The organism is Streptomyces sp. NK08204, from assembly GCF_020400585.1.
GTDB lineage: Bacteria > Actinomycetota > Actinomycetes > Streptomycetales > Streptomycetaceae > Streptomyces.
Genome location: NZ_JAINVF010000008.1, coordinates 72,116 through 90,956 on the forward strand (window position 1 = coordinate 72,116; position 18,841 = coordinate 90,956).

Genomic DNA, 18,841 nt, shown 5'->3' on the forward strand with positions numbered 1-18,841 from the left:
CTCCCTGGTTCGACCGTGGTGCCACCTATCGAGTCAAGTGCCGAGTACCGAGTCATGCCACCACACGATGACCAGACCAGACTTCGGAGTCGATCACCTAGGCGGAACGCAGGGCGGCCGAACGGGCGCACAGGTCGGCCCGGTTGGCCGCTCCCGTCTTGGTCATCAGGCTCGCGATGTGCTTCTCCGCCGTACGCGGTGAGATGAACAGCCGGTCGGCGACGTCCTTGTTGCTCAGCCGCTCCGCCAGCAGCCGGAACACCTCGAACTCCCGCACCGTCACGCCGAGGGCGCGCAGCTCCTCCGGGATACCGCTGGTGCCGGTGCGGTGCTGGTGCACGGGCGCCCCCAGGCGGCGCAGCGCGGCCCGGCAGGCGCCGGCGACGGCCGGTGTGTCACGGCCGTGGAAGTAGTGCTCCGCCCGCCGCAGCCAGCCCACCGGGTCGCCCCAGCAGTCCTCGCGCGCGGCGTCCGCGATCAGCCGCAGCCCGAGATGCTGGGCCAGCGGATACGGCTCCGCCACCGACAACGCCGACTCGACCGCCTGCGCCGCATCCGCGTCCGCGCCCTCCCGGCCGAGCAGCACGGCGTCGGCGAGCAGCACGAACTGCCGGTTCCAGCGCATCCGGGCCACGGCGGTGGCGGTGATCTCGTCGTGCCGGGCGCGGTCCGCGGTCCCGGCGAGCACGTCCAGCAGCAGCACCAGACCGTGCGTACCGCTCAGATGGTAGGTGGAGGGGTTGTCCGTCTCCAGCGTCAGCACCGACCCCAGTTCCGCCCGTGCCAGCTCCCGGTCCTCCTCCAGCAGCGCGCAGAACGCCCGGGCCAGGCCGAAGCCCAGCGGCTCCTCCTGCGAGCCGGACCCGTCCCACTCGGCGAACGCCGCCAGCGCTGCCTCCATCCCCGCACGGTCCCCCAGGTGCGCCGCGAGTGCGGCCTGCGCCGTCAGCACATAGCGCACGGCGGGGGCGAGCCGCAGGCGGCGTACGACGGCCAGGCACTCGACGGCGGCCTCGCGTGCGGTGTCGTACGCACCGCGCAGCACGCTGTCGAGGACGAGGATGCCGTCCACGGTGTGCACGATGCTGACCGAGCCGAGCCGCAGGGCCTCCTCGCGGGCCGCCAGCAGCCCCGCGGTGTCGCCGTCGGCGAGCCAGGCGTTGCCGCCCATGCGGGTGGCCGCGTACATGCGCTGCAACGGCAGCCGGTGCCGCTCCGCCGTGGTGAGGGCCTGCTTCAGCATCGCCGCCGACTCCTCCGGGTCCCGCTCCCGGGCGACCGTGGCGAGCAGTTCCCGGGCCTGGCAGGCGACCACCGGCAGCCCGTACCGCTCCGCGGCGTCGGCGGCCGAGCGGGCCAGTTTCTCCGCGTGCTGGGTGCGGTCGGGGCCGGGCGTGTCGAGGGCGAGGTAGGCGGCGGTGACGTCCACGGCGGCGGCCGTCGCGTCGTCCGGCGCGGACGTCAGCACCTCGCGGGCGCGGGAGATCTGCCGGTTGCCGTCGCCCCATCGGCCCGCCGTGTGCGCGACCTTGGCCAGCCGGGTGTGCAGTGTGGCCAGCCGGGCGGGACTGAGGCCCGCGCCGTCCAGCGCGTGCAGATCCTCGGCCAGGTCGAAGGCGCGGGCGAAGTCACCGGCCTCGGCGAGCGCCGGCAGCAGGTTCTCCAGCACTTCCGCCCGGGCCTGGGGGTCGGCACCGGCGGCCAGCAGACGCTCGGCGCTGCTGAGCAGGGTCACCGCCGAGCCGAGCGCACCTGCCGCGAGCGCCCGGCCACCGGCGGTGGCGAACAGCCGCCCGGCTTCGGCGCGGTCCCCGGCCTCGCAGCGCAGCCCGGCCGCGAGCGCGCACCAGTCGCCGCCCAGTTCGGGATGCAGCTCCTCCGTGGCCTCCGCGCCCCGCCGGGCCAGCTCCGCCCGCCGGCCGGGCGTCATCTGCGTGAACAGGGCCTCCACGGTGAGGGAGTGCCGGAAGGAGTACCAGTCGGGGGCGGGCTCGTCGGGAATCACCAGCCGGGCGGCCACCCCCGCGTGCAGATGGCTGAGCAGGGCCCGGTCGTCGATGTCCGTCATGCGCTGCAGCACGCTCAGCGGGAAGCGCCGACCGAGGACGGCGGCGGCCGACAGCAGGGTCAGGCCCTGCTCGCCGAGCCGGTCGATACGCCGCAGGATGCCCCGCGCCAGCGTGGAGGAGACGTCACTGCGTAAATCGCCGACCGCCCGCCAGCCCTCCGGCCCCTGCACCAGGGTACCGGCCCCGATCATGGACTGCAGCAGTTCCTCGACCAGGTACGGGCTGCCCGCGCTGTCCTCCCACAGCCGCTGCAGCACCGGCACCGGCACCTCGGCGGGGGAGTCCGTGCCGAGCTGGGCCGCGACCATGCCGTCGACCTGGGGGCGGGTCAGCGGGGGCAGTTCCACCAGAGTGGCGGCTCCGCGGCGGCGGGCCGACTGCGCGAGGTCGAGCGCGTCGCTGAAGTCCGTCCGCACGGTGGCGAGCAGCAGGACCGGCGTGTATTCGAGGTTGTCCACCAGGTATTCGAGGACGCCGAGCGTCTCCGGGTCGGCGTCGTGCAGGTCCTCCAGCAGCAGGAGCTGGCCCTGGCCGCGGGCGGCGGCCATGAGCAGACGCAGTACCGCCTCGCCCAGGATGACCATGGAACTGCTCTCGCGCTCCCCGGTGTCCCAGTCGGGAATCAGCCGTCCGAGGACCGGACGGTAGGGACCCAGGGCCGAGTCGTCGAGGGGTTCGCCGCTGCGGAACAGCGACATCAGCGCCTCGGTCAGCGGCCGGAACGGTACGGCCGGGCCCGTGGTGCTGCTGCGCCCGCGCAGGACCCGCATCCCGGCCCCGAGCGCACCGCCCACGGCCTCCGCCGCCAGCCGCGACTTGCCGACACCGGCCTCGCCGACCAGGAAGACCACACCGCCGCGTCCTTGCCGGGTGTCGGCCAAGGCGCTTTCGAGTAGACCCAGTTGAAGGTCCCGCCCGACCAGGGAAGGCGCATGGGAACGCATGAACGCAGATGATAATCGGAATGTCGGGATGTGCGGCAGGTCGCGCCGCAGACCAACGCGGCGGCGCGGGCCCGCCGAGCGGGTCCGCGCCATCGCGAGGTGGTCAGATCTGACCGGGGGTCACTGCGGGGCGGAGACCGAGGTGTCCAGCGTGCTCAGGGTGATGACGATGCCGCTGGTCAGCACCAGGCCGGCCAGCACCCGGGCGCGGGCGCAGGCGCGGTTGCGGCCCTTGAGCGTGATTCCGCCCGCGGCGTCCTGCTCGGTCCCGGCGGCGTCGGCGGTGGCGGTGGCGGTGGCGGTGGCGGTGAGGTTCTGGTCCATGGCGGTGATCCCCTTCTGGTGTCCCGTGCGGGAACACGGGGTGGGAGGTGGATTGAGTCCGTGGTGCGCTTGGGGGTTGAGCGGCCGAGCGGTTGCGCGATGGAGCGGTTGAGCGTCAGTGGGCCGGGTGGTGGCCGAGGAGCAGGACGGACGGGACCGTCCCGGGGTGGGCCAGACGGAGCAGCCCGTAGCCGATGCCGGACAGTCCGGTCAGCAGCCCGGGAGAGGGGACGTGGTCGGGGGTGGCACATCGGTGGCTCTGTGCCTCGACCAGCGCGAGCACCTGCCCGGTGAGCCCGGTCAGAGCCCCGGCGGCAGTCCTCTCGCCGTGTCCGGCGAGCACGGCCAGGGCCTCCAGGGTGCCGAGGCCGCCGTGCCCGAGGCTCAGGTCCGGACCCACCCCGGCCTGAGCGAGCCGCGCCGACGCGGGCCGCACATCGGCACCGGACGCCGGCTGAGCGGCGGCTGCCGCCACCCCGGCGAGCCCCGACGCCCAGGACGGATCCCCCGCCCCGGCACCGTGGAGCGCGTCGCGCAGCAGCGCACGGCCGGCCTCCGCGTGCCCGGCGGCACGTCCGGGCCGCAGCGCGGCGTAGCGCAACAGCGCCCAGCCGATGCCTGCGATGCCGTCGGCGAATCCCCAGGCACCGGCGAACCCGGGGTCTGCGTCGCTGCCGGCCACTGCCACCAGCAGCCGGTCCGCCACGGTGTCCGCAAGGCGCAGGGCCTCCGGTACGCCCGCCGCCTCGTGGGCGGTGACGGCCGCTGCCAGCGCGCCGGCGGTGCCGGTGGCCAGGCTCGGGTCGGGGCAGGCGGCGGCTGCGTGGCCGAGCGCGGTGAGGGCGTCCGGCAGACAGCCCGTCAGCTCCGGGTCCAGCAGGACCGACAGCCGCACCAGGGCGTACAGGATGCCCCCGAGCCCGTCGTACGCGCCGGGGCCGGCCGCCGCGCCCAGTTCGGGGTCGGCGGCCAGCGCCTTCAGCAGCGCGGGCAGCGGCTGTACGGCCTCGCGGGCCAGCGTGGCGTACCGGCCGGCCCCGGCCAGCGCGTCCGCCTGGGCCAGGAACAGGGCGGCCCCGCAGTAGCCCTGCGCGAGCCCGGCGCCCATGGGCAGCACCGCCCAGTGCGGTCCGGACACCCGTTCCAGCCCCAGCCAGTTGGTCCGGCCGCCGTCGCGCACCGCGCGGGCCGCGATCTCGTCGGCGATCCCGCAGGCCGCGGCGAGCAGCCGGGACGGCTCCGGCGCAGCGGCCGGCACCGGCGCCACCGCCAGTTCGGACCTGGGCCGTGCCAGCGGCGAACCGGCGCCCCGGGCCGCGAGCGTGGCCGAGATGACCCACTCCTGGTCGTGGCAGTCGACCTCGTCCATCCGGGAGATCTTGGCCCGGACCGCGTCCAGACTCGCCATCGGCAGCACCCCGGGGAGCCAGGTCCCGCCGGCCGCCCGGACCCCTGTGCCGGACGGCCGGTGGACGAACAGCGGTACATCCCCGCGCCACAGGTCGGCCGTCTCGTGCTCGACGAGCCGCCGGCGTGTCTCGTCGTGCTCCGACTCCGTCCACAGCACGGCGAAGACGCTCTCCCGGGCCAGCGCGTCGCTCAGCAGCGACGGGTGCGTGGACTCCTCCAGGAGTGTCGTGTAGAGCCGGGTCGAGCGGGCGATGAGCCGCGCCGGGCTGTCGGCCCTGGCCGTCAAGGGCCCGCCTTCGCCGATCAGTTCACCGCCGTGCGCGGCGATCGCCGCGTACGCCGTGCGGAAGCCCGCCAGCAGGGCCGCCCGGTGGTCGGCGCCGTCCAGCGGGTGGCCGTCGGGCAGCGGATGGTTCTGCGCGGCCGGACTGAGCACCAGGGCGCGGACGGCCCGCATGGTGTCGGTGCCGCTGTCCTCCCAGCGCAGGCCCTCGCTCGGGTACGTGCCGTCGGTGGACCGGCCGAGCGCGGAGATGTCGAGCGCCCCGTGCTCGCCGATCAGCAGATGGGGGAGCAGGCAGGTGCGGTGCACCGAGGAGTGCAGGGCGTCCGAGGCCGGGTCGGCGCCGGCCGTCATGGCCTGCGGCAGCCCCGTGTGGAGCAGGGTCTCTGCGTCCACCAGGACGGGCTGGTCGCCGCAGGCGATCACGTTCTCGTAGTGCATGTCCGCGCCGTCCACCGCGTACAGCAGCGCCAGCAGCGCGCCCTGGCGGCGGTAGAACGTGTCGGTCTCGGTCACCGAGCGGCACCAGCGGTGTGCCACGAACTCCAGCCACCCGTACGCCTCGCGGCGCAGGCTGCGTGGAGTGCGCAGGTCCAGCCCGGGAACCCTGGCGTTGAGCCAGCCCACCAGGTCGTCCAGCAGGGCGTGCTGCTCCAGCGACCGCGGCTTGTACACGAGCCGGTCGCCGGCCGCGAAGTGCAGCACCGCGACCGCCCGGTTGCCCTGGTGCGCATCCCCGCGGCCGAGGTCGGCCCGGGTCAGCGCGCCCGGGTCCCGCCCGTCGAGGAGTCCGGCGACCAGGTCGTCCCGGTCGGCCCGGAACCGGCGCACCAGTTCCGCCGTGGCGTCGGCCGCGTCGAGCGCGGTCTGCCCGAGCATCCGGGCCAGCACCGGGTAGGCGGCCAGCAGCTCGCCCAGGCCCCGCCGGCCGCCGGTCCCGGCGACGAAGGAGGCGAACCGCTCGCGCGGGCCGGCCCCGGCCAGCCGTCCGGCGCGCCGCGCGAGGTCGAGTTCGCGGACCAGGGTACGGGCGGCCTGCCGTACCAGCTGATACGTCAGCCGCTCCTCGAACGCCCCCCGCCACACCGCCTGTTCGGCCTCCGGGAGTTCCTCCAGGACGGCGGCCAGGCGTGCCGTGGCCGGGGCGACGAGCAGCCGTACGACGGGGGCGAAGACGTCGGGTCCGTCTCCCGGGGCGCGGTCCGCCTCCGGCTCCCGGCCTTCCGTGCCGCGCGCTGCCATGCCCTCGTGCGCCGCCGGGCCCCCGCAGGCCGCCTCGCCCTCGGGTGCCGTCTCGTACTGTCCTGTCGGCTGCAGGGCCTCTTCGACGTACGCGGCCCAGCGAGGCTTGGCGGTCCGGGCGGCCAGCCGCTCGGCGCTCTCCGCCGCCAGGGCCGCCGCCGTGGCGCCGTCCACCCCCAGGTGGGCCAGCCGTGCGGCGAAGCCTTCGAGGTCCCCGGCGGCCCAGGGAGCGGGGCCGGCGGGGGCGGTGGCGGCGGCCGCCACCGGGAGGCCGGGGGCGGCGAGGCGTTCCGCGAGGGACAGCGCCGGGGCCCACCAGGCGAGCGGCAGGCCGGCGCTCCGGGGAGTCGGGAGGCTGGCGGTCTCAGTCACGAGACGAAGGTCGCAGACCCCGTACACCCCCCACATGGGGAACCATCCCCCATATTCTCCGCGGGCCCCCACCCCGCCTACGTGCCGGCTGGGGGACGGGCATCGGCCGTCCGGTGTCTGGTCGGGTAGAAGTGCAGGTCGGCCAGGGTCCACCCGGATCCGTCCGACCGCTCGCGCAGGCCCCTGCGAAGAAGAACGGCGCCACCCACAGGCGAGCCGATCCGGCCCCCGCTCCCACTCGGCCGACGGGCCGAGCCCCCATCCGCCGGCCCTCGACCCCCGTGTCCCGCTACCCCGTCCCCCCACCGCTGCCCCCACCCGCCCCGCACAGAAGCCGGCTCGGTCCGTCCGGCGGCCCGGATCGCCCCGCCGTCATCGTGCGCCGGCCCTGTGAGCGCCGCGCCGGCGCCCGTCCCCCGGGGCACTGCTCGCCGGTCCGGCGGGAAAGGTGGGGAACGACTACCGATGTTCCCCACCGGGCCCCCACGGCAGGGTGCTGCCCAGTACCCCCCACCGCCCGCAGCGCTCATGGCAGGGCGGACGACCTTCCAAGGAGCAGCAGATGGGAGAACCCGTACCCGTCGGTGTGGCCGCGCTCGACCCGGTGCTGGAGGCAGGCACCCGCAGCACCCTGCTGGCGTGCCCGGAGCTGACCGTGTGCGAGCCCGGTGCCGCACGGGTCGCCGTCCTCACCGTGGACCGGCTCGGACCCGCCGAACTCGACATGGTACGCATCACCCGCGCCCAGCCCGCCCGGCCGGCCGTCGTCGTCGTGGCCGGCGCGCTCGCCTCCGGCGACGCCCTGCACGCCCTGGCCGCCGGTGCCCGGGGCCTGTTGCTGCGCCGCGAGGCCGACGCGGCGCGCTTGGCCCACGCGGTGCTGGCCGCCGCCCGAGACGACTGCACCCTGCCGCCCGACCTGCTGGAACAGGTGCTGGACCGGCCGGGCGCCGCCCGGCACGGCAGCGGTGGCTGGGCGGGCAGTGCCCTGTCGGAGCGTGAACGCTCGGTCCTGCGGCTGGTCGCCGACGGGCACGAGACGGCGGAGATAGCCCAGCGCCTCGCCTACTCCCCGCGCACCGTGACCACCGTGGTGCACGACATCACCCAGCGGTTCCGGTTGCGCAACCGCGCCCACGCGGTCGCCTACGCACTCCGGGCGGGCCTCCTGTGACGGCCACGCTGCCCACCGTCCCCGCCCTGGCCGCCGCCACCGTCACCGCCCTTTCCGCGCCGCCCGGTGTGCCACGGATCCGCATCCGCTCCGCGCGTGACGCGGACCGCCTGCGCACCCTCGCCCGCCGCGCCGGCCTCGCCTGCACATCCGGACCCGAAGACCCCGCCTGCCCGCCCCACGAACCCGGCACCGTCACCGTGCTCGTCGCCGACGACGCGGAACGGGCCCTGCGGGACGTGCGGCGCGCAGGGCCGCTGCTCGTCGTGTGCGACAGCGTCACCCGGTCCGGCCTGCTGCGCGCCGTGCGTGCCGGAGCCGTCGTCCTGCGGAGCGCGGACCTCACCGAGGAGACGCTGCTGGCCGGGGTGCGCCGGGCCGGCCATCCGCACCCGAGCATTCCCTACCCGGTGCTCTCCCACCTGCTGACCGCGGGCCCCGAGCACGGCGGCCCGGCCCTGTCCGGCACCCGGCCCGCACTGACCGCCCGGCAGACCTCCGTGCTGTGCCTGCTGGCGGAGGGACACGCCAACGCGGACATCGCGCGGCTGCTGCGCTGTTCCGAGCACACCGTGAAGAACGTCGTCTACGAGGTCATGGCACGCCTGCAGGCCCGCAACCGGGCCCACGCGGTCGCCCACGCCCTCCGCCACGGCCTCATCTGACACCCCGTCGGGCGCACCGTGGAGGCCGGTGCGGGAGACGGGAGCCGGGGGACGTACGCCTCAGTACGGCGCAGCGGGCAGCCGCCGGGGTTCGATGCGCTCCTCCACCGCCCGCCCTCCCTCCCGCGTCACCACGTACGCGCCGGCGCCCGGCACTTCGGTGACGGCCTCGACCAGCTCGGTGCCCCGGTAGACCAGGCCCACCCCGTCGTCGGTGCAGTGGGCCGTCGCGAAGGTGCCGTCCGCCACGAGCCGGTGGATCAGCGGGCGCCGGCCCGCGTCGGAGTCGTAGTGCACGCCGTTGCCGTACGGCAGCAGCCCGAGCGCGTCGGTGACCGGGCGCAGGTCGGGCCCGAAGGAGTCGGTCGCACCGCCCTGGTACCAGCAGATGGAACCGGCGCTGACGCCGGCGAGGACCACCCCCGCCCGCCACGCGCGGCGCAGCACGGCGTCCAGGCGGTGCACCCGCCACACGGCGAGCAGGTTGGCCACCGAACCGCCCATCACCCACACCACGTCGTGCCCGAGGACCGTGTCCTCGACGTCCTCGACGTTCGGCATGGGGAACAGGTGCAGGGGAGTGAGGTCGAAGCCCGCCACCCGGGCCGCCTCGTGCATCCTTGCGGTGACGTGCTCGGCGTCCCCGACCGCCGTGCCGACGTACAGGATCCGCGGGCGTCTGCGGTGCACGCCGGAGAGGTCGACCGCGTGGTGGACCAGGCCGTCGAAGAGCACCCTGGTGCGGGCGCTGACGCGGTGGCCCCCGGAGGTGGCGAGGATCGTGGGCTGCGCAGCGGTCACGCGTGTGATCGTAACGCGGCGGCCCTTCCCGGGACGTGGGGAAGTCGTGAAGGCGGAGTTCCGCGGTGCTCCGGGTGACGACGCACCCCTCTGCCGACGGCCCAGCGGGGGCCGGTCGTTGCGACCGGCCCCCGCTCATGTCGTCTCTCCAGGTCAGGACGTCTGCAGCGCCACAGCCGCCGCATACCCCGCCGGGACGAGGACGTCCCGCAGGGTCCAGTCGGCCGCCGGTGCCACGGGCAGCGGACCGGTTCCGACGTAGTCCAGCGCCGGATTGCGCACCAGACCCGTGCCCAGGCCCTTGAGGTAGGCCTCCTTGCGGACCCAGGCCCGCGTGAAGGCCGCCGGACGTTCGTGCGCGGGCAGCCGCGCCAGCTCGTCGGCCTCCGCCACGTGCAGCGCCGACTGTGCGTCGAGCACCGCCTGCGCGGTGGCCAGCCCCTCCACGTCGACGCCCACCGGCGCCGGAGCGAGCGCCACCATCACCAGGCCGCCGCTGTGCGACAGGGAGAAGTGCACGCCCGGCGTGCGCAGCGCCGGCCGGCCGTGCGGCCCGCCGCAGCCCGCGCACGGTTCACGCACCAACGGCAGCGCCTCGGCCCGGATGCCGAGCAGCACGCTCAGCACGCTGCGCAGCGCCGCGTGCGCGACGACGTAGGCGTCCCGGTCCCGGGCGCGCCGGAACGCGCGCGCCCGCGCCCTCTCCTCCGCGTCCAGCAACTCCTGCGCGTCACGCAGTGCCCGCTCGTCCTGTGCGCCGACCTGGGCCAGGTACAGCTCCAGCGGCCCCCGCAACGCGCGCGGGCGCAGGCCGTAGGGCTCACGCCGCAGGCACGACAGGTCCAGTACGGCCGGGCACAGCCCCTGCGCATCCGGCGGGGCATGGGCCGGCCGGGACAGCAGCGGACCCGCGTGCGGCTCAGACATCAGCCCCGGCCAGGCGGCGGCGCAGGCTGAGCGGACGCATGTCCGTCCAGATCACGCCGATGTGGTCCAGGCACTCCTGCCGGGAACCGCGCCGGCCCTCCGGGTGCCAGCCCGCGGGCAGCTCGCGGTCCGCCCGCCAGATCGAGTACTGCTCCTCGTCGTTGCGCACCACGAGATACACCTCGTCGGTGTCGGGGGGTGCGGTGTCCGCGCGTCCGTTCTCGGGGCGGACCCCCTGACCGCCCGTGCCGGTCGCGGAGTTGTCGTGCGTCACGGTGAACCTCCCGCAGGTGATGGGCCGGCCGCAGGTCGCCAGGCCGACGAGGCCAGCGTGGACCGGCGCCCCGCGCCAGGGCAGGGACGAACGCGCTGACCCGGTGGCGCGCGTTGCTGCCGGATCTTCCCTGGTGGCGAACCACCCCGGCGCGGGACCGTGCTGACCGGTCGCGGAGAGCCCGGCGCCCCGGAACACCCGACGGCGGCACCCGCCGCCCGGCCGGGCCACGCCCACCCGCGACCCCCTTTCCGGAAGGAGCCACGCGATGTCGGACGAGCACGCACCGGTCCTGCTGCCGGGCGGAGGATGGCGGCTGTGGGAGCAGTTCGCGCTGCGCGGCCCCGGCTTCCCCGCCGACGGCGTGCTGCGCCTCGCCCCGCCCGGACTGGCGGAGGCCGCCGACAAGTTCGGCCCGGACTTCGACCAGGCCGGGCCCGAGTGGCAGGCCTTCACCGAGGATCTCTGCGAGGCCGCCGTACGCACCGCCCGGCAACTGCAGGAGATCGCCGCCGAGCCCCGTTTCCAGGCGGCCCTGGCCTGGCAGAACCCGGCCGTCCTGCGTACCGGTATCGCTCCGTTCCTGCGCTGGACGCCGAGCGCGGCCGGCCGCAGCAGCATGCCGCGCCAGCGCGAGGAACTGGTCGCCCACTACTGGCAGCGGTTCTGCGTGAAGAACGACACCATCGGCTTCTTCGGGCCGGTCGGCTGGGGCCGCTGGGACCCGGCCGCGCCGCACGCCGTGGGCATCGACGCCGGGCAGGGCTTCCTCGCCGCATCGGAGGTGTACTTCTCCGGCTGGGCGATCGACGCCCTCGCGAAGGTCCTCGCCCAGGACCGGGACCTGATGCGCTGGATCCCGCCGCGCCGCGTGTCCTTCGTACGCCTGTCGGACGGGACCGTACGGGTTCCGGGACGGCCCTCCCAGCCGATCGGCGCGGCCGAGCTGGCCGTGCTCGAGCTGTGCGACGGCACCCGGCACCCACAGGCGATCGCCCGGGCCCTCGGCATCGAGGCCGGCGAAGCCGCCCGGATCGTCGGCGAGCTGGCCTCCCGCCGCTGGGTGCACTGGCGTCTGGAGGTGCCCGCCGCCACCCACCCCGACCGTGCCCTGCGCGCCATCCTCGAGCGCGTCCCCGACACCGAAGCCCGGGACCGGGCCCTGGCCGCACTCGCCGTGCTGGAACGCCGCCGGGACGCCGTGCGCGCCGCCGGTACCGACGCCGCCGCGCTGACCGCCGCGATCGGCGCCCTGGAGGCCGACTTCGCCGCCCTCACCGACAACGACGCCCAGCGGGCCAAGGGCGAACGCACCGCGCCCTGCCGGGGGTTGGTGTACTCCGACACCCGGCGGGCGGCCACCGCCACGGCCGGCGCCGGGCTGCTCGCCCATCTGGAGCCGCTGCGACTGTGCCTGACCGCCGCCCGCTGGATGACCAACCACTTCGCCGACGCCGTCCGCACCCGCCTGCGCGCCGCCCACGACCGCCTGCGGGCCGACGGCCAGCCCGTGGACGTCGGCACCCTGTGGCTGCACACGCTGCCCTCCCCGCACCCCGACGCCGGTGACCTGATCGACGCCGCCCAGGCCGAACTGCGCGCCAGGTGGGCGAGGATCCTCGACCTGCCGCCGGACGCGCGCCGGGTGCGGTTCACCACCGAGGAGCTGGCGGAGGGCGTGCGCCGCGAGTTCGACGAGCCGGGCGACGGCTGGTCGCTGGCCCGGTACGTCAGCCCCGACGTCCTGGTGATCGCCGAGGACGACGATGCCCTCGCCCGCGGCGACGTCCGACTCGTCCTCGGGGAGATGCACTGCGCCCTGAACACGATGGGCGCCTCCCTCTTCGTCCACCAGCACCCCGACCGGGACAGCCTGATCGCCGAGACCGGCCGCGACTTCCCCGGCCCGCGCCTGCTGCCCATGCTGCCCAAGGAACTCCCGCTGAAGTGGTCGACGCGTAGCCGGCCCTCCCTGGACCGGCCCGAGGACCACTGCGTGGCCCTGGTCGACCAGACCGGCGACCCGTACCGCCCCCGCACCGTGCTCGCCGCCGACGTCGAGGTCCAGGACCGGGACGGCCGCCTGGCCGCCGTCCTGCCCGACGGAACCGCCTACGACCTGCTCGACGTGTACGCCAACACGCTCACCCAGCGCGTCATGGACCGCTTCACGCTGCGCCCCGAGGGCGAGCACACCCCGCGGATCACCGTCGACCGCATGATCGTGGCCCGCGAGAGCTGGCAACTCCCGGTCAACGAGGTGGACTTCGCGGACGAGAAGGGGGAGGCCGCGCGCTTCGTCCGGGCCCGGCACTGGCAGCGCCGGCACGAGCTGCCCCGGTTCGTGTTCGTCGTCTCGCCGACCGAACCCCGGCCGTTCTACGTCGACTTCGACAGCCCCGTGTACGTCACCATCCTCGCCAAGGCGGCCCGCAGGCTCGCCCGCAAGGACCCCGGCGCCCGGCTGAAGGTCAGCGAGATGCTGCCCACCCCGGAGCAGGCCTGGCTCACCGACGACGAGGGCCGCCGTTACACCTCCGAACTCCGTTTCGTCGCCGTCGACCAGACGGCCGGCGGCCTGGCAGCGGGGGAGGCGTGATGCGCACCGTCGCCGACGACATCGCCCAGCACGCCGCCCGGGAGCCCGGCCGGATCGCGCTCAGCACCCCGGCCGGGGACGTGACCTACGCCCGGCTCGCCGCACGCATCGAGGAACTGGCAGGCCGCTTGCGTTCGTGCGGCGCCGGGCCGGAGACCGTGTGCGCGGTGGCCGTGGAGCACGGCTCGGAGGCGGTGGCGGCCATCGCGGCGGTCCTCCGCTGCGGGGCGGCCTTCCTCACCCTGGACGTCGGGCAGCCCCGCGAGCGCCTGGCCGCCTTCGCCCGCAGTGCGGGCGCCCGCCTGCTGGTGACCACCTCCGCGCTCGCCCCGGCCCTGGACCCCGCCCTCGGCCCGGACCTGCCCGCCGTCCTGCTGGACCGGCCCGTGAGCCAGGACCCCCCTGCACCCGGCCGTCCCGCCGTCGACCCCCGCGCCCTCGCCTACGTCAGCCACACCTCCGGCAGCACCGGGGAGCCCAGCGCCGTCCTGGTCGAACACGCCGCACTGGACACCTACTTGCGGGACACCGCCCACGCCTTCCGCCTCGGCCCCGACACGGTGGCCCTGCAGACGGCACCGCTCGGCTACGACGCCTCGATCCGGGACACCTTCGCGCCGCTCCTCGCCGGAGCCCGGCTGGTGATCGTGGACCGGGCCCGGCTGCTGCGTCCCGAGGAGTTCGCGCGGACCGTACGCGAGCACCGGGTGACGGCCCTGCTGAGCGTGACCCCGTCCTTCCTGGCCCACCTGGCCGGACAGACCGGCCTGGACGACCCGCTGGCCGGCGTCACCCTGGTGGCCTCCAGCGGCGAGTCCCTGCGCCCGTTCCTCGCCGCCGGCGGACGCGGTCTCGTACCCGGCACGCTCGTCAACCAGTACGGGCCCACCGAGTGCACGATGACCACCACCCGGCACCGCGTGCCCGCCGAGCCGGACCCCTCCGCCGACCTCGTGGGCACGCCCCGCGCCGGAGCCGTCGTCCGGGTCCTGGACGCCGACCTCGCGCCCGTCGCCGACGGCACCGTGGGCGAGGTGTACATCGGGGGAGCCGGTGTGGCCCGCGGCTACGGCGGCCGGCCGGCCCGTACGGCCGAGTGCTTCGTCCCCGACCCCTACGGCCCGCCCGGCGCCCGCCTCTACCGCACCGGTGACCTCGGCTGGCTGGGCCGGGGGGGCCTGCACTACGTGGGCCGCACCGACCGGCAGGTGAAGATACGCGGCTACCGCGTCGACCCCGCCGAGATCGAGGGCGCCCTGCTCTGCCACCCGAACGTCACCGGGGCCGTGGTCACGCCCCACAGCGACGACCGGGGGCGCGTCCACCTCCTCGCGCACGTCACCGGCGATCTGGCCGGCACCACCGACGCGGAGCTGCGCCGCCACCTCGCCCGCACGCTCCCGCCCCACCTGATGCCCCGTCGCTTCCTCCGCCTCGACGCGCTGCCCACCACCCGCGGCGGCAAGGCCGACCGACGGCTGCTGGCCGGCGCCGGGGGCACCGCATGACCGCCACCGCGGTCCGCCTGGGCCACGCCGACCTGAGCGCCGCCGCCGACCGTATCGCCCCGCACGTCGTCCGCACCCCGCTGCTGCCCGGACCGGCGCCGGCGGGCGGCCCGCGGCTGCTGCTGAAGGCCGAACACCTCCAGTCGGCGGGCTCGTTCAAGGTACGCGGCGCCGCCAACGCCGTCCTCGCCCTGGGCGCCCGCCGGATCGTCACCGGCTCCTCCGGCAACCACGGCCTCGCCCTCGCCCGGCTCGCCCGCACGCTCGGCATCCCGCTGACCGTGGTCTTCGCGGCGGGCGCGGCCCCGGCCAAGGCCGCCGCCATCCGGGCGCTCGGCGCCCGGACCGTGCAGGTGGGCGGCGGGGTGGCCGAACGGGAGGAACGCGCCCGTGCCCTGGCGGGCGAGAGCGGCGCCGTGTTCATCCCCTCCTCCGACCATCCCCTGGTGGTGGCCGGTCAGGGCACCGTCGGCACGGAAGTGCTCGCCGACGCCCCCGACACCGAGACGGTCTACGTCCCCACGGGCGGCGGCGGACTCCTCGCCGGCGTCTGCCTCGCCGCCGTCGGCCACCCCGTCCGCGTGGTCGGTGTCGAACCAGCCCTCACCCCGCGCTACGCCCGCTCCCTGGCCGCCGGCCGTCCGGTCCGCCTGCCTCCCGCCACGACCGTGGCGGACGGGCTGCGCGGCCAGCGCCCCGGAAACGTCCCCTATCCGATCATCCGCCACCGCGTCGACGACCTGATCACCGTCGGCGACGCCGAGATCCTGGCCGCCACCGCCCTGCTGCGCCGGTACGGCATCGACGCCGAACCGAGCGGAGCCGTCGCCCTCGCCGGGGCCCTGCGCGCCGGCCGCCGCGAACGAGCCGTGGCCGTCGTCTCGGGCGGCAACACCGCCGCCCGCCTGCACGCCCTCCACACGACTGCCCAAGGAGCAGACACCATGAACCCGAACACCGCCACCGCCACCGCCACCAGCACCCTCGACCTGCTCGTCGGCATCTTCCGGGACGTGCTGGGCCTGCCCGAGCTCACCGCGGACACCGACTTCTACGAGGCGGGCGGCGATTCGCTCACCGCCTTCCAGATCACCGGCCGCCTCCAGGAGGTGCTCGGTGCGGACGTCCCCGTCTCCCTGGTCTTCGCCTACCCCACGCCCCAGGACCTGGCCGAGGTCGTCGACGCGGACTACGGCGTCGCCTGACCCGCTTCTCCGCCGGCCAGGACCGTCCGACCCGTCGTCCACCCGCGCTCGCCAAGGAGAGCCGTGCCATGACCGAAGACCTCGTGCCGTCCCTCGGCCGCTGGCGGCTGTGGGAGCAGTTCGCCCTGCGCGGGCCCGGCTTCCCCGCCGACGGCGTACTGCGCCTCGCCCCGCCCGGACTCGCCGAGGCGGCCGACAAGTTCGCCCCCGGCGACACCCTCGACGGCGCCCGCTGGAGGGAGTTCACCCCGCTGTTCGCGGGCGCCGCCGTGGACACCGCCCACACCCTGCAGAACATCGCCCGCATACCCGCCTTCCGCGAGGCGGTCGCCTGGCAGAACCGGCCGGTGCTCGCCTCCGGGATCGCCCCGTTCCTGCGCTGGACCCCGAGCGCGGACAGCCGCAGCAGCATGCCGCGCCAGCGCGAGGAACTGGTCGCCCACTACTGGCAGCGGTTCTGCGTGAAGAACGACACCATCGGCTTCTTCGGCCCCGTCGGCTGGGGCCGCTGGGACCGGACCGTGCCGGGCGTCGCCGTCGACACCGGGTCCGGACTGATCGCCGACTCCACCGTCTACTGGGCGAGTTGGGGCATCGACGCACTCGCGAAAACCCTGGACGCCGACCCGGAGCTGCGCGAGTGGATCGCACCCCGGCGGGTGCCCTTCGTCGCACTGGACGGGAACCGGGTCCGGGTGCCCGGCCGGCGCCCGGTGGCCGTGTCCGCCGAGGCCGCCGCCGTACTCGCCCGCTGCGACGGCATCCGGCCGGCCCGGCGGATCGCCGCCGAGCTGCCCGGCCTCGACGTGCCGGCCGTCCTGGCCGACCTGGTCGCCCGCCGCTGGGTGGTGTGGCGCCTGGAGGTCCCCGCCGGCACCCACCCCGACCGCGACCTGCGCTCCTGGCTGGACTCCGTCGGCGCACCCGGGCCACGCCGGCGCGCACACGCGGCCCTCGACCGGCTGGAGCGGGGGCGCGCCCTGGTGGCGGCGGCCCGGGACGTGGACGAGCTGGTCACGGCCCTGTCCGGCCTGGAACGCGAGTTCACCGACCTGACCGCCACGCCCGCCGTACGGGAGAAGTCCGCGGCCACCGCCCCCTGCCGGGCCCTGGTGTACTCCGACACCCGCCGGGCCGCGACCGCCCGCCTCGGCCCGGCCGTCCTCGACGCGTTGCGCCCGCTGCGCCTCCTGATGGACAGCGCCGGGTGGCTCACCTCCCGGCTGGCCGCGACGGTGACGGCCGAGGCGCGCCGCGTGTACGACCGGCTCGCCGCCGAGGGACCGGTCGACCTGGCGTCGTTCTGGTTCGGCTGCCTGCCCGTGCTGCACGGCCCCGCCCGCGCCGAGGCCACCTCCCTGCAACGGGAGTTCGCCGAGCGCTGGCAGCGCGTCCTCGCCGTCGCCCCGGGCGCCCACCGGGTCTGCGTACGGCTCGCGGACATCGAGGACCGGGTCCGCGAGGAGTTCGGCACGGGCGGGGGCGGCTGGACGGCCGCACGCTATCTGAGCCCGGACCTGATGATCGCCGCCGACGGGGCCGAGGCAGTCGCTCGGGGCGCGTTCACCCTCGTCCTCGGCGAACTCCACATCGCCGCCAACACGTTGGGCGCCTCCCTCTTCACCCACCAGCATCCCGACGTACGCGAACTGCACGCCCTCACCGACCGCGACCACCCCGGCCCGCGCCTGCTGCCCCTGATCCCCAAGGAACACCGCGCCCGCCTCTCCGCCCGCGTCCGCCACACCCTCGTACGCCCCCAGGACCACCAGGTCGCGCTGGCCGACTTCACGGCGGATCCCGCCCGGCCGCGCACCGTGCGCAGCGCCGACGCGCGGGTCGAGGAACGCGACGGCGATCTCGTCGTCGTCCTCCCGGACGGCTCGGCGTTCCCCGCGATCGACGTCTTCTCGCACGTCCTGACCACCCTGGCCATGGACCTGTGCCGATTCCTCCCGGAGGCGGAGCACTCGCCCCGGGTGACCGTCGACCGGCTCGTCGTCGCCCGGGAGACCTGGCGGGTGCCGGCGGCGGACGCCGCCTTCGCCGACGACAAGGACGAGGCCCGCCGGTTCGTCCGCGCCCGCCACTGGCGCACCGGACTCGGTCTGCCCCGCTTCGTTTTCGTCGTCTCCCCGACCGAATCGCGGCCGTTCTACGTCGACTTCGACAGCCCCGTGTACGTCACCATCCTCGCCAAGGCGCTGCGCCGGCTGGCCCGCAAGGACCCCGAGGGCACGGTGACGGTCACCGAGATGCTGCCGACGCCGGAGCAGGCCTGGCTGACCGACGACGAGGGCAGGCGCTACACCTCGGAGCTGCGATTCGTGGCCTTCGACACCGAGTCGGCGCCCTGACCTCTCGGGGGCGGCCCGGACCAGGGTGAGCGGGTGGTCGTGGAACAGGGCGTGCTCCTGCCCGGCCTCGCCCACGTGGTGGGGCGGCCCGTCCGAACCGGCCGCCGGTGACACGGGTGGGTCCGGAAAGCACTTCCGGACCCACCCGGTCCGTCACCACGGCCTCGCCCGACCGGACGACCGGTGTGGTGCCCGGGGCCGGTTACTCTGAGTGGATGCTTGAGAATCTTCCTCCCTGTCCGAAATGCTCCTGCGAGTACACCTACGAGATGAACGCCCTGGTGGTATGCCCCGAGTGCGGCCACGAATGGGTGCCGGCCGAGGGTGCCGGCGAGGGCGCCGCGCCCGCTGAGCGGATCGTCAAGGACTCGGTCGGCAATGTGCTGAGCGACGGCGACACCGTGGTGGTGGTCAAGGCGCTCAAGGTGAAGGGCAGCCCCTCGGGGATCAAGGCCGGCACCAAGGTCCGCAACATCCGGCTCGTCGACGGGACCGACGGCCACGACATCGACTGCAGGATCGAGGGCTTCGGGGCCATGCAGCTGAAGTCCAGCGTGGTCAAGAAGGCCTGATCCGCCGCACCGGACCCGGGGGCTTCGCGCGGAGGCGGGGGTCGGCTGATGCGGAGTTGCAAAATTTCGCAATTGGTTAGATGCTTTGTTTGCTGCGTTCGCAGGTAGCCGCGGA

The 18,841-nt window shown here is 75.4% G+C and carries 13 protein-coding genes; 7 read left to right on the forward strand and 6 right to left on the reverse strand.

Features of this window, described 5'->3' with window-relative positions; all coding sequences use genetic code 11:
• Positions 1 to 97: 97 nt before the first annotated feature.
• The 3 genes from K7G59_RS15050 to K7G59_RS15060 form a co-directional block, all read right to left on the reverse strand.
• The gene (locus tag K7G59_RS15050; protein ID WP_225834357.1) at positions 98 to 3,013 is read right to left on the reverse strand and encodes a LuxR family transcriptional regulator; all 2,916 of its coding nucleotides are present in this window, start codon (positions 3,011 to 3,013) and stop codon (positions 98 to 100) included.
• A gap of 120 nt (positions 3,014 to 3,133) precedes the next feature.
• Positions 3,134 to 3,337 carry a hypothetical protein gene (locus K7G59_RS15055; protein WP_225834358.1) on the reverse strand — a complete coding sequence of 68 codons (204 nt, stop codon included), beginning with the start codon at positions 3,335 to 3,337 and terminating at the stop codon, positions 3,134 to 3,136.
• Between the two features lie 115 nt (positions 3,338 to 3,452).
• Positions 3,453 to 6,644, reverse strand: coding sequence for a type 2 lanthipeptide synthetase LanM family protein (locus tag K7G59_RS15060; RefSeq protein ID WP_225834359.1), 3,192 nt, complete (start codon positions 6,642 to 6,644; stop codon positions 3,453 to 3,455).
• A gap of 562 nt (positions 6,645 to 7,206) precedes the next feature.
• Here K7G59_RS15060 and K7G59_RS15065 point away from each other — a divergent pair.
• Together K7G59_RS15065 and K7G59_RS35040 are read left to right on the forward strand one after the other, a co-directional pair.
• Entirely contained in the window at positions 7,207 to 7,818 is a 612-nt protein-coding gene (locus K7G59_RS15065) for a response regulator transcription factor (RefSeq protein WP_225834360.1), read from the forward strand.
• Positions 7,815 to 8,483, forward strand: coding sequence for a response regulator transcription factor (locus K7G59_RS35040; protein ID WP_225834361.1), 669 nt, complete (start codon positions 7,815 to 7,817; stop codon positions 8,481 to 8,483). Before K7G59_RS15065 ends, K7G59_RS35040 begins: the two co-directional genes overlap by 4 nt.
• 60 nt (positions 8,484 to 8,543) lie before the next feature.
• Here K7G59_RS35040 and K7G59_RS15075 read toward each other — a convergent pair whose 3' ends face one another.
• The 3 genes from K7G59_RS15075 to K7G59_RS15085 form a co-directional block, all read right to left on the reverse strand.
• The gene (locus tag K7G59_RS15075) at positions 8,544 to 9,284 is read right to left on the reverse strand and encodes a peptidase E (protein ID WP_225834364.1); all 741 of its coding nucleotides are present in this window, start codon (positions 9,282 to 9,284) and stop codon (positions 8,544 to 8,546) included.
• 153 nt (positions 9,285 to 9,437) lie between these two features.
• Entirely contained in the window at positions 9,438 to 10,211 is a 774-nt protein-coding gene (locus K7G59_RS15080) for a 4'-phosphopantetheinyl transferase superfamily protein (RefSeq protein WP_225834366.1), read from the reverse strand.
• Positions 10,204 to 10,392: an MbtH family NRPS accessory protein gene (locus tag K7G59_RS15085; protein WP_225834638.1), complete on the reverse strand. Its 189-nt coding sequence runs from the start codon at positions 10,390 to 10,392 to the stop codon at positions 10,204 to 10,206. Before K7G59_RS15085 ends, K7G59_RS15080 begins: the two co-directional genes overlap by 8 nt.
• 361 nt (positions 10,393 to 10,753) lie before the next feature.
• Here K7G59_RS15085 and K7G59_RS15090 point away from each other — a divergent pair, with 361 nt between their 5' ends.
• From K7G59_RS15090 to K7G59_RS15110, 5 genes are all read left to right on the forward strand, one after another.
• The gene (locus K7G59_RS15090; protein WP_225834368.1) at positions 10,754 to 13,084 is read left to right on the forward strand and encodes a lantibiotic dehydratase; all 2,331 of its coding nucleotides are present in this window, start codon (positions 10,754 to 10,756) and stop codon (positions 13,082 to 13,084) included.
• Positions 13,084 to 14,592: an amino acid adenylation domain-containing protein gene (locus K7G59_RS15095; protein WP_225834371.1), complete on the forward strand. Its 1,509-nt coding sequence runs from the start codon at positions 13,084 to 13,086 to the stop codon at positions 14,590 to 14,592. Before K7G59_RS15090 ends, K7G59_RS15095 begins: the two co-directional genes overlap by 1 nt.
• Positions 14,589 to 15,797 carry a pyridoxal-phosphate dependent enzyme gene (locus K7G59_RS15100; RefSeq protein ID WP_225834373.1) on the forward strand — a complete coding sequence of 403 codons (1,209 nt, stop codon included), beginning with the start codon at positions 14,589 to 14,591 and terminating at the stop codon, positions 15,795 to 15,797. The genes K7G59_RS15095 and K7G59_RS15100 overlap by 4 nt, the downstream gene beginning before the upstream one ends.
• A gap of 68 nt (positions 15,798 to 15,865) precedes the next feature.
• Positions 15,866 to 18,154 carry a lantibiotic dehydratase gene (locus K7G59_RS15105; RefSeq protein WP_225834375.1) on the forward strand — a complete coding sequence of 763 codons (2,289 nt, stop codon included), beginning with the start codon at positions 15,866 to 15,868 and terminating at the stop codon, positions 18,152 to 18,154.
• Positions 18,155 to 18,369: 215 nt separating this feature from the next.
• On the forward strand, positions 18,370 to 18,726 hold the full coding sequence (locus K7G59_RS15110) for a zinc ribbon domain-containing protein YjdM (protein ID WP_225834377.1): 357 nt from the start codon (positions 18,370 to 18,372) through the stop codon (positions 18,724 to 18,726).
• The last annotated feature ends 115 nt before the right edge of the window (positions 18,727 to 18,841 follow it).

Bases quoted from the DNA above. Each gene is read 5' to 3' on its own strand.
- K7G59_RS15100 (WP_225834373.1), top strand. From the start codon at position 14,589: ATGACCGCCACCGCGGTCCGCCTGGGCCACGCCGACCTGAGCGCCGCC.
- K7G59_RS15065 (WP_225834360.1), top strand. From the start codon at position 7,207: ATGGGAGAACCCGTACCCGTCGGTGTGGCCGCGCTCGACCCGGTGCTG.
- K7G59_RS15110 (WP_225834377.1), top strand. From the start codon at position 18,370: ATGCTTGAGAATCTTCCTCCCTGTCCGAAATGCTCCTGCGAGTACACC.
- K7G59_RS15105 (WP_225834375.1), top strand. From the start codon at position 15,866: ATGACCGAAGACCTCGTGCCGTCCCTCGGCCGCTGGCGGCTGTGGGAG.
- K7G59_RS15050 (WP_225834357.1), bottom strand. From the start codon at position 3,013: ATGCGTTCCCATGCGCCTTCCCTGGTCGGGCGGGACCTTCAACTGGGT.
- K7G59_RS15095 (WP_225834371.1), top strand. From the start codon at position 13,084: ATGCGCACCGTCGCCGACGACATCGCCCAGCACGCCGCCCGGGAGCCC.
- K7G59_RS15055 (WP_225834358.1), bottom strand. From the start codon at position 3,337: ATGGACCAGAACCTCACCGCCACCGCCACCGCCACCGCCACCGCCGAC.
- K7G59_RS15090 (WP_225834368.1), top strand. From the start codon at position 10,754: ATGTCGGACGAGCACGCACCGGTCCTGCTGCCGGGCGGAGGATGGCGG.
- K7G59_RS15080 (WP_225834366.1), bottom strand. From the start codon at position 10,211: ATGTCTGAGCCGCACGCGGGTCCGCTGCTGTCCCGGCCGGCCCATGCC.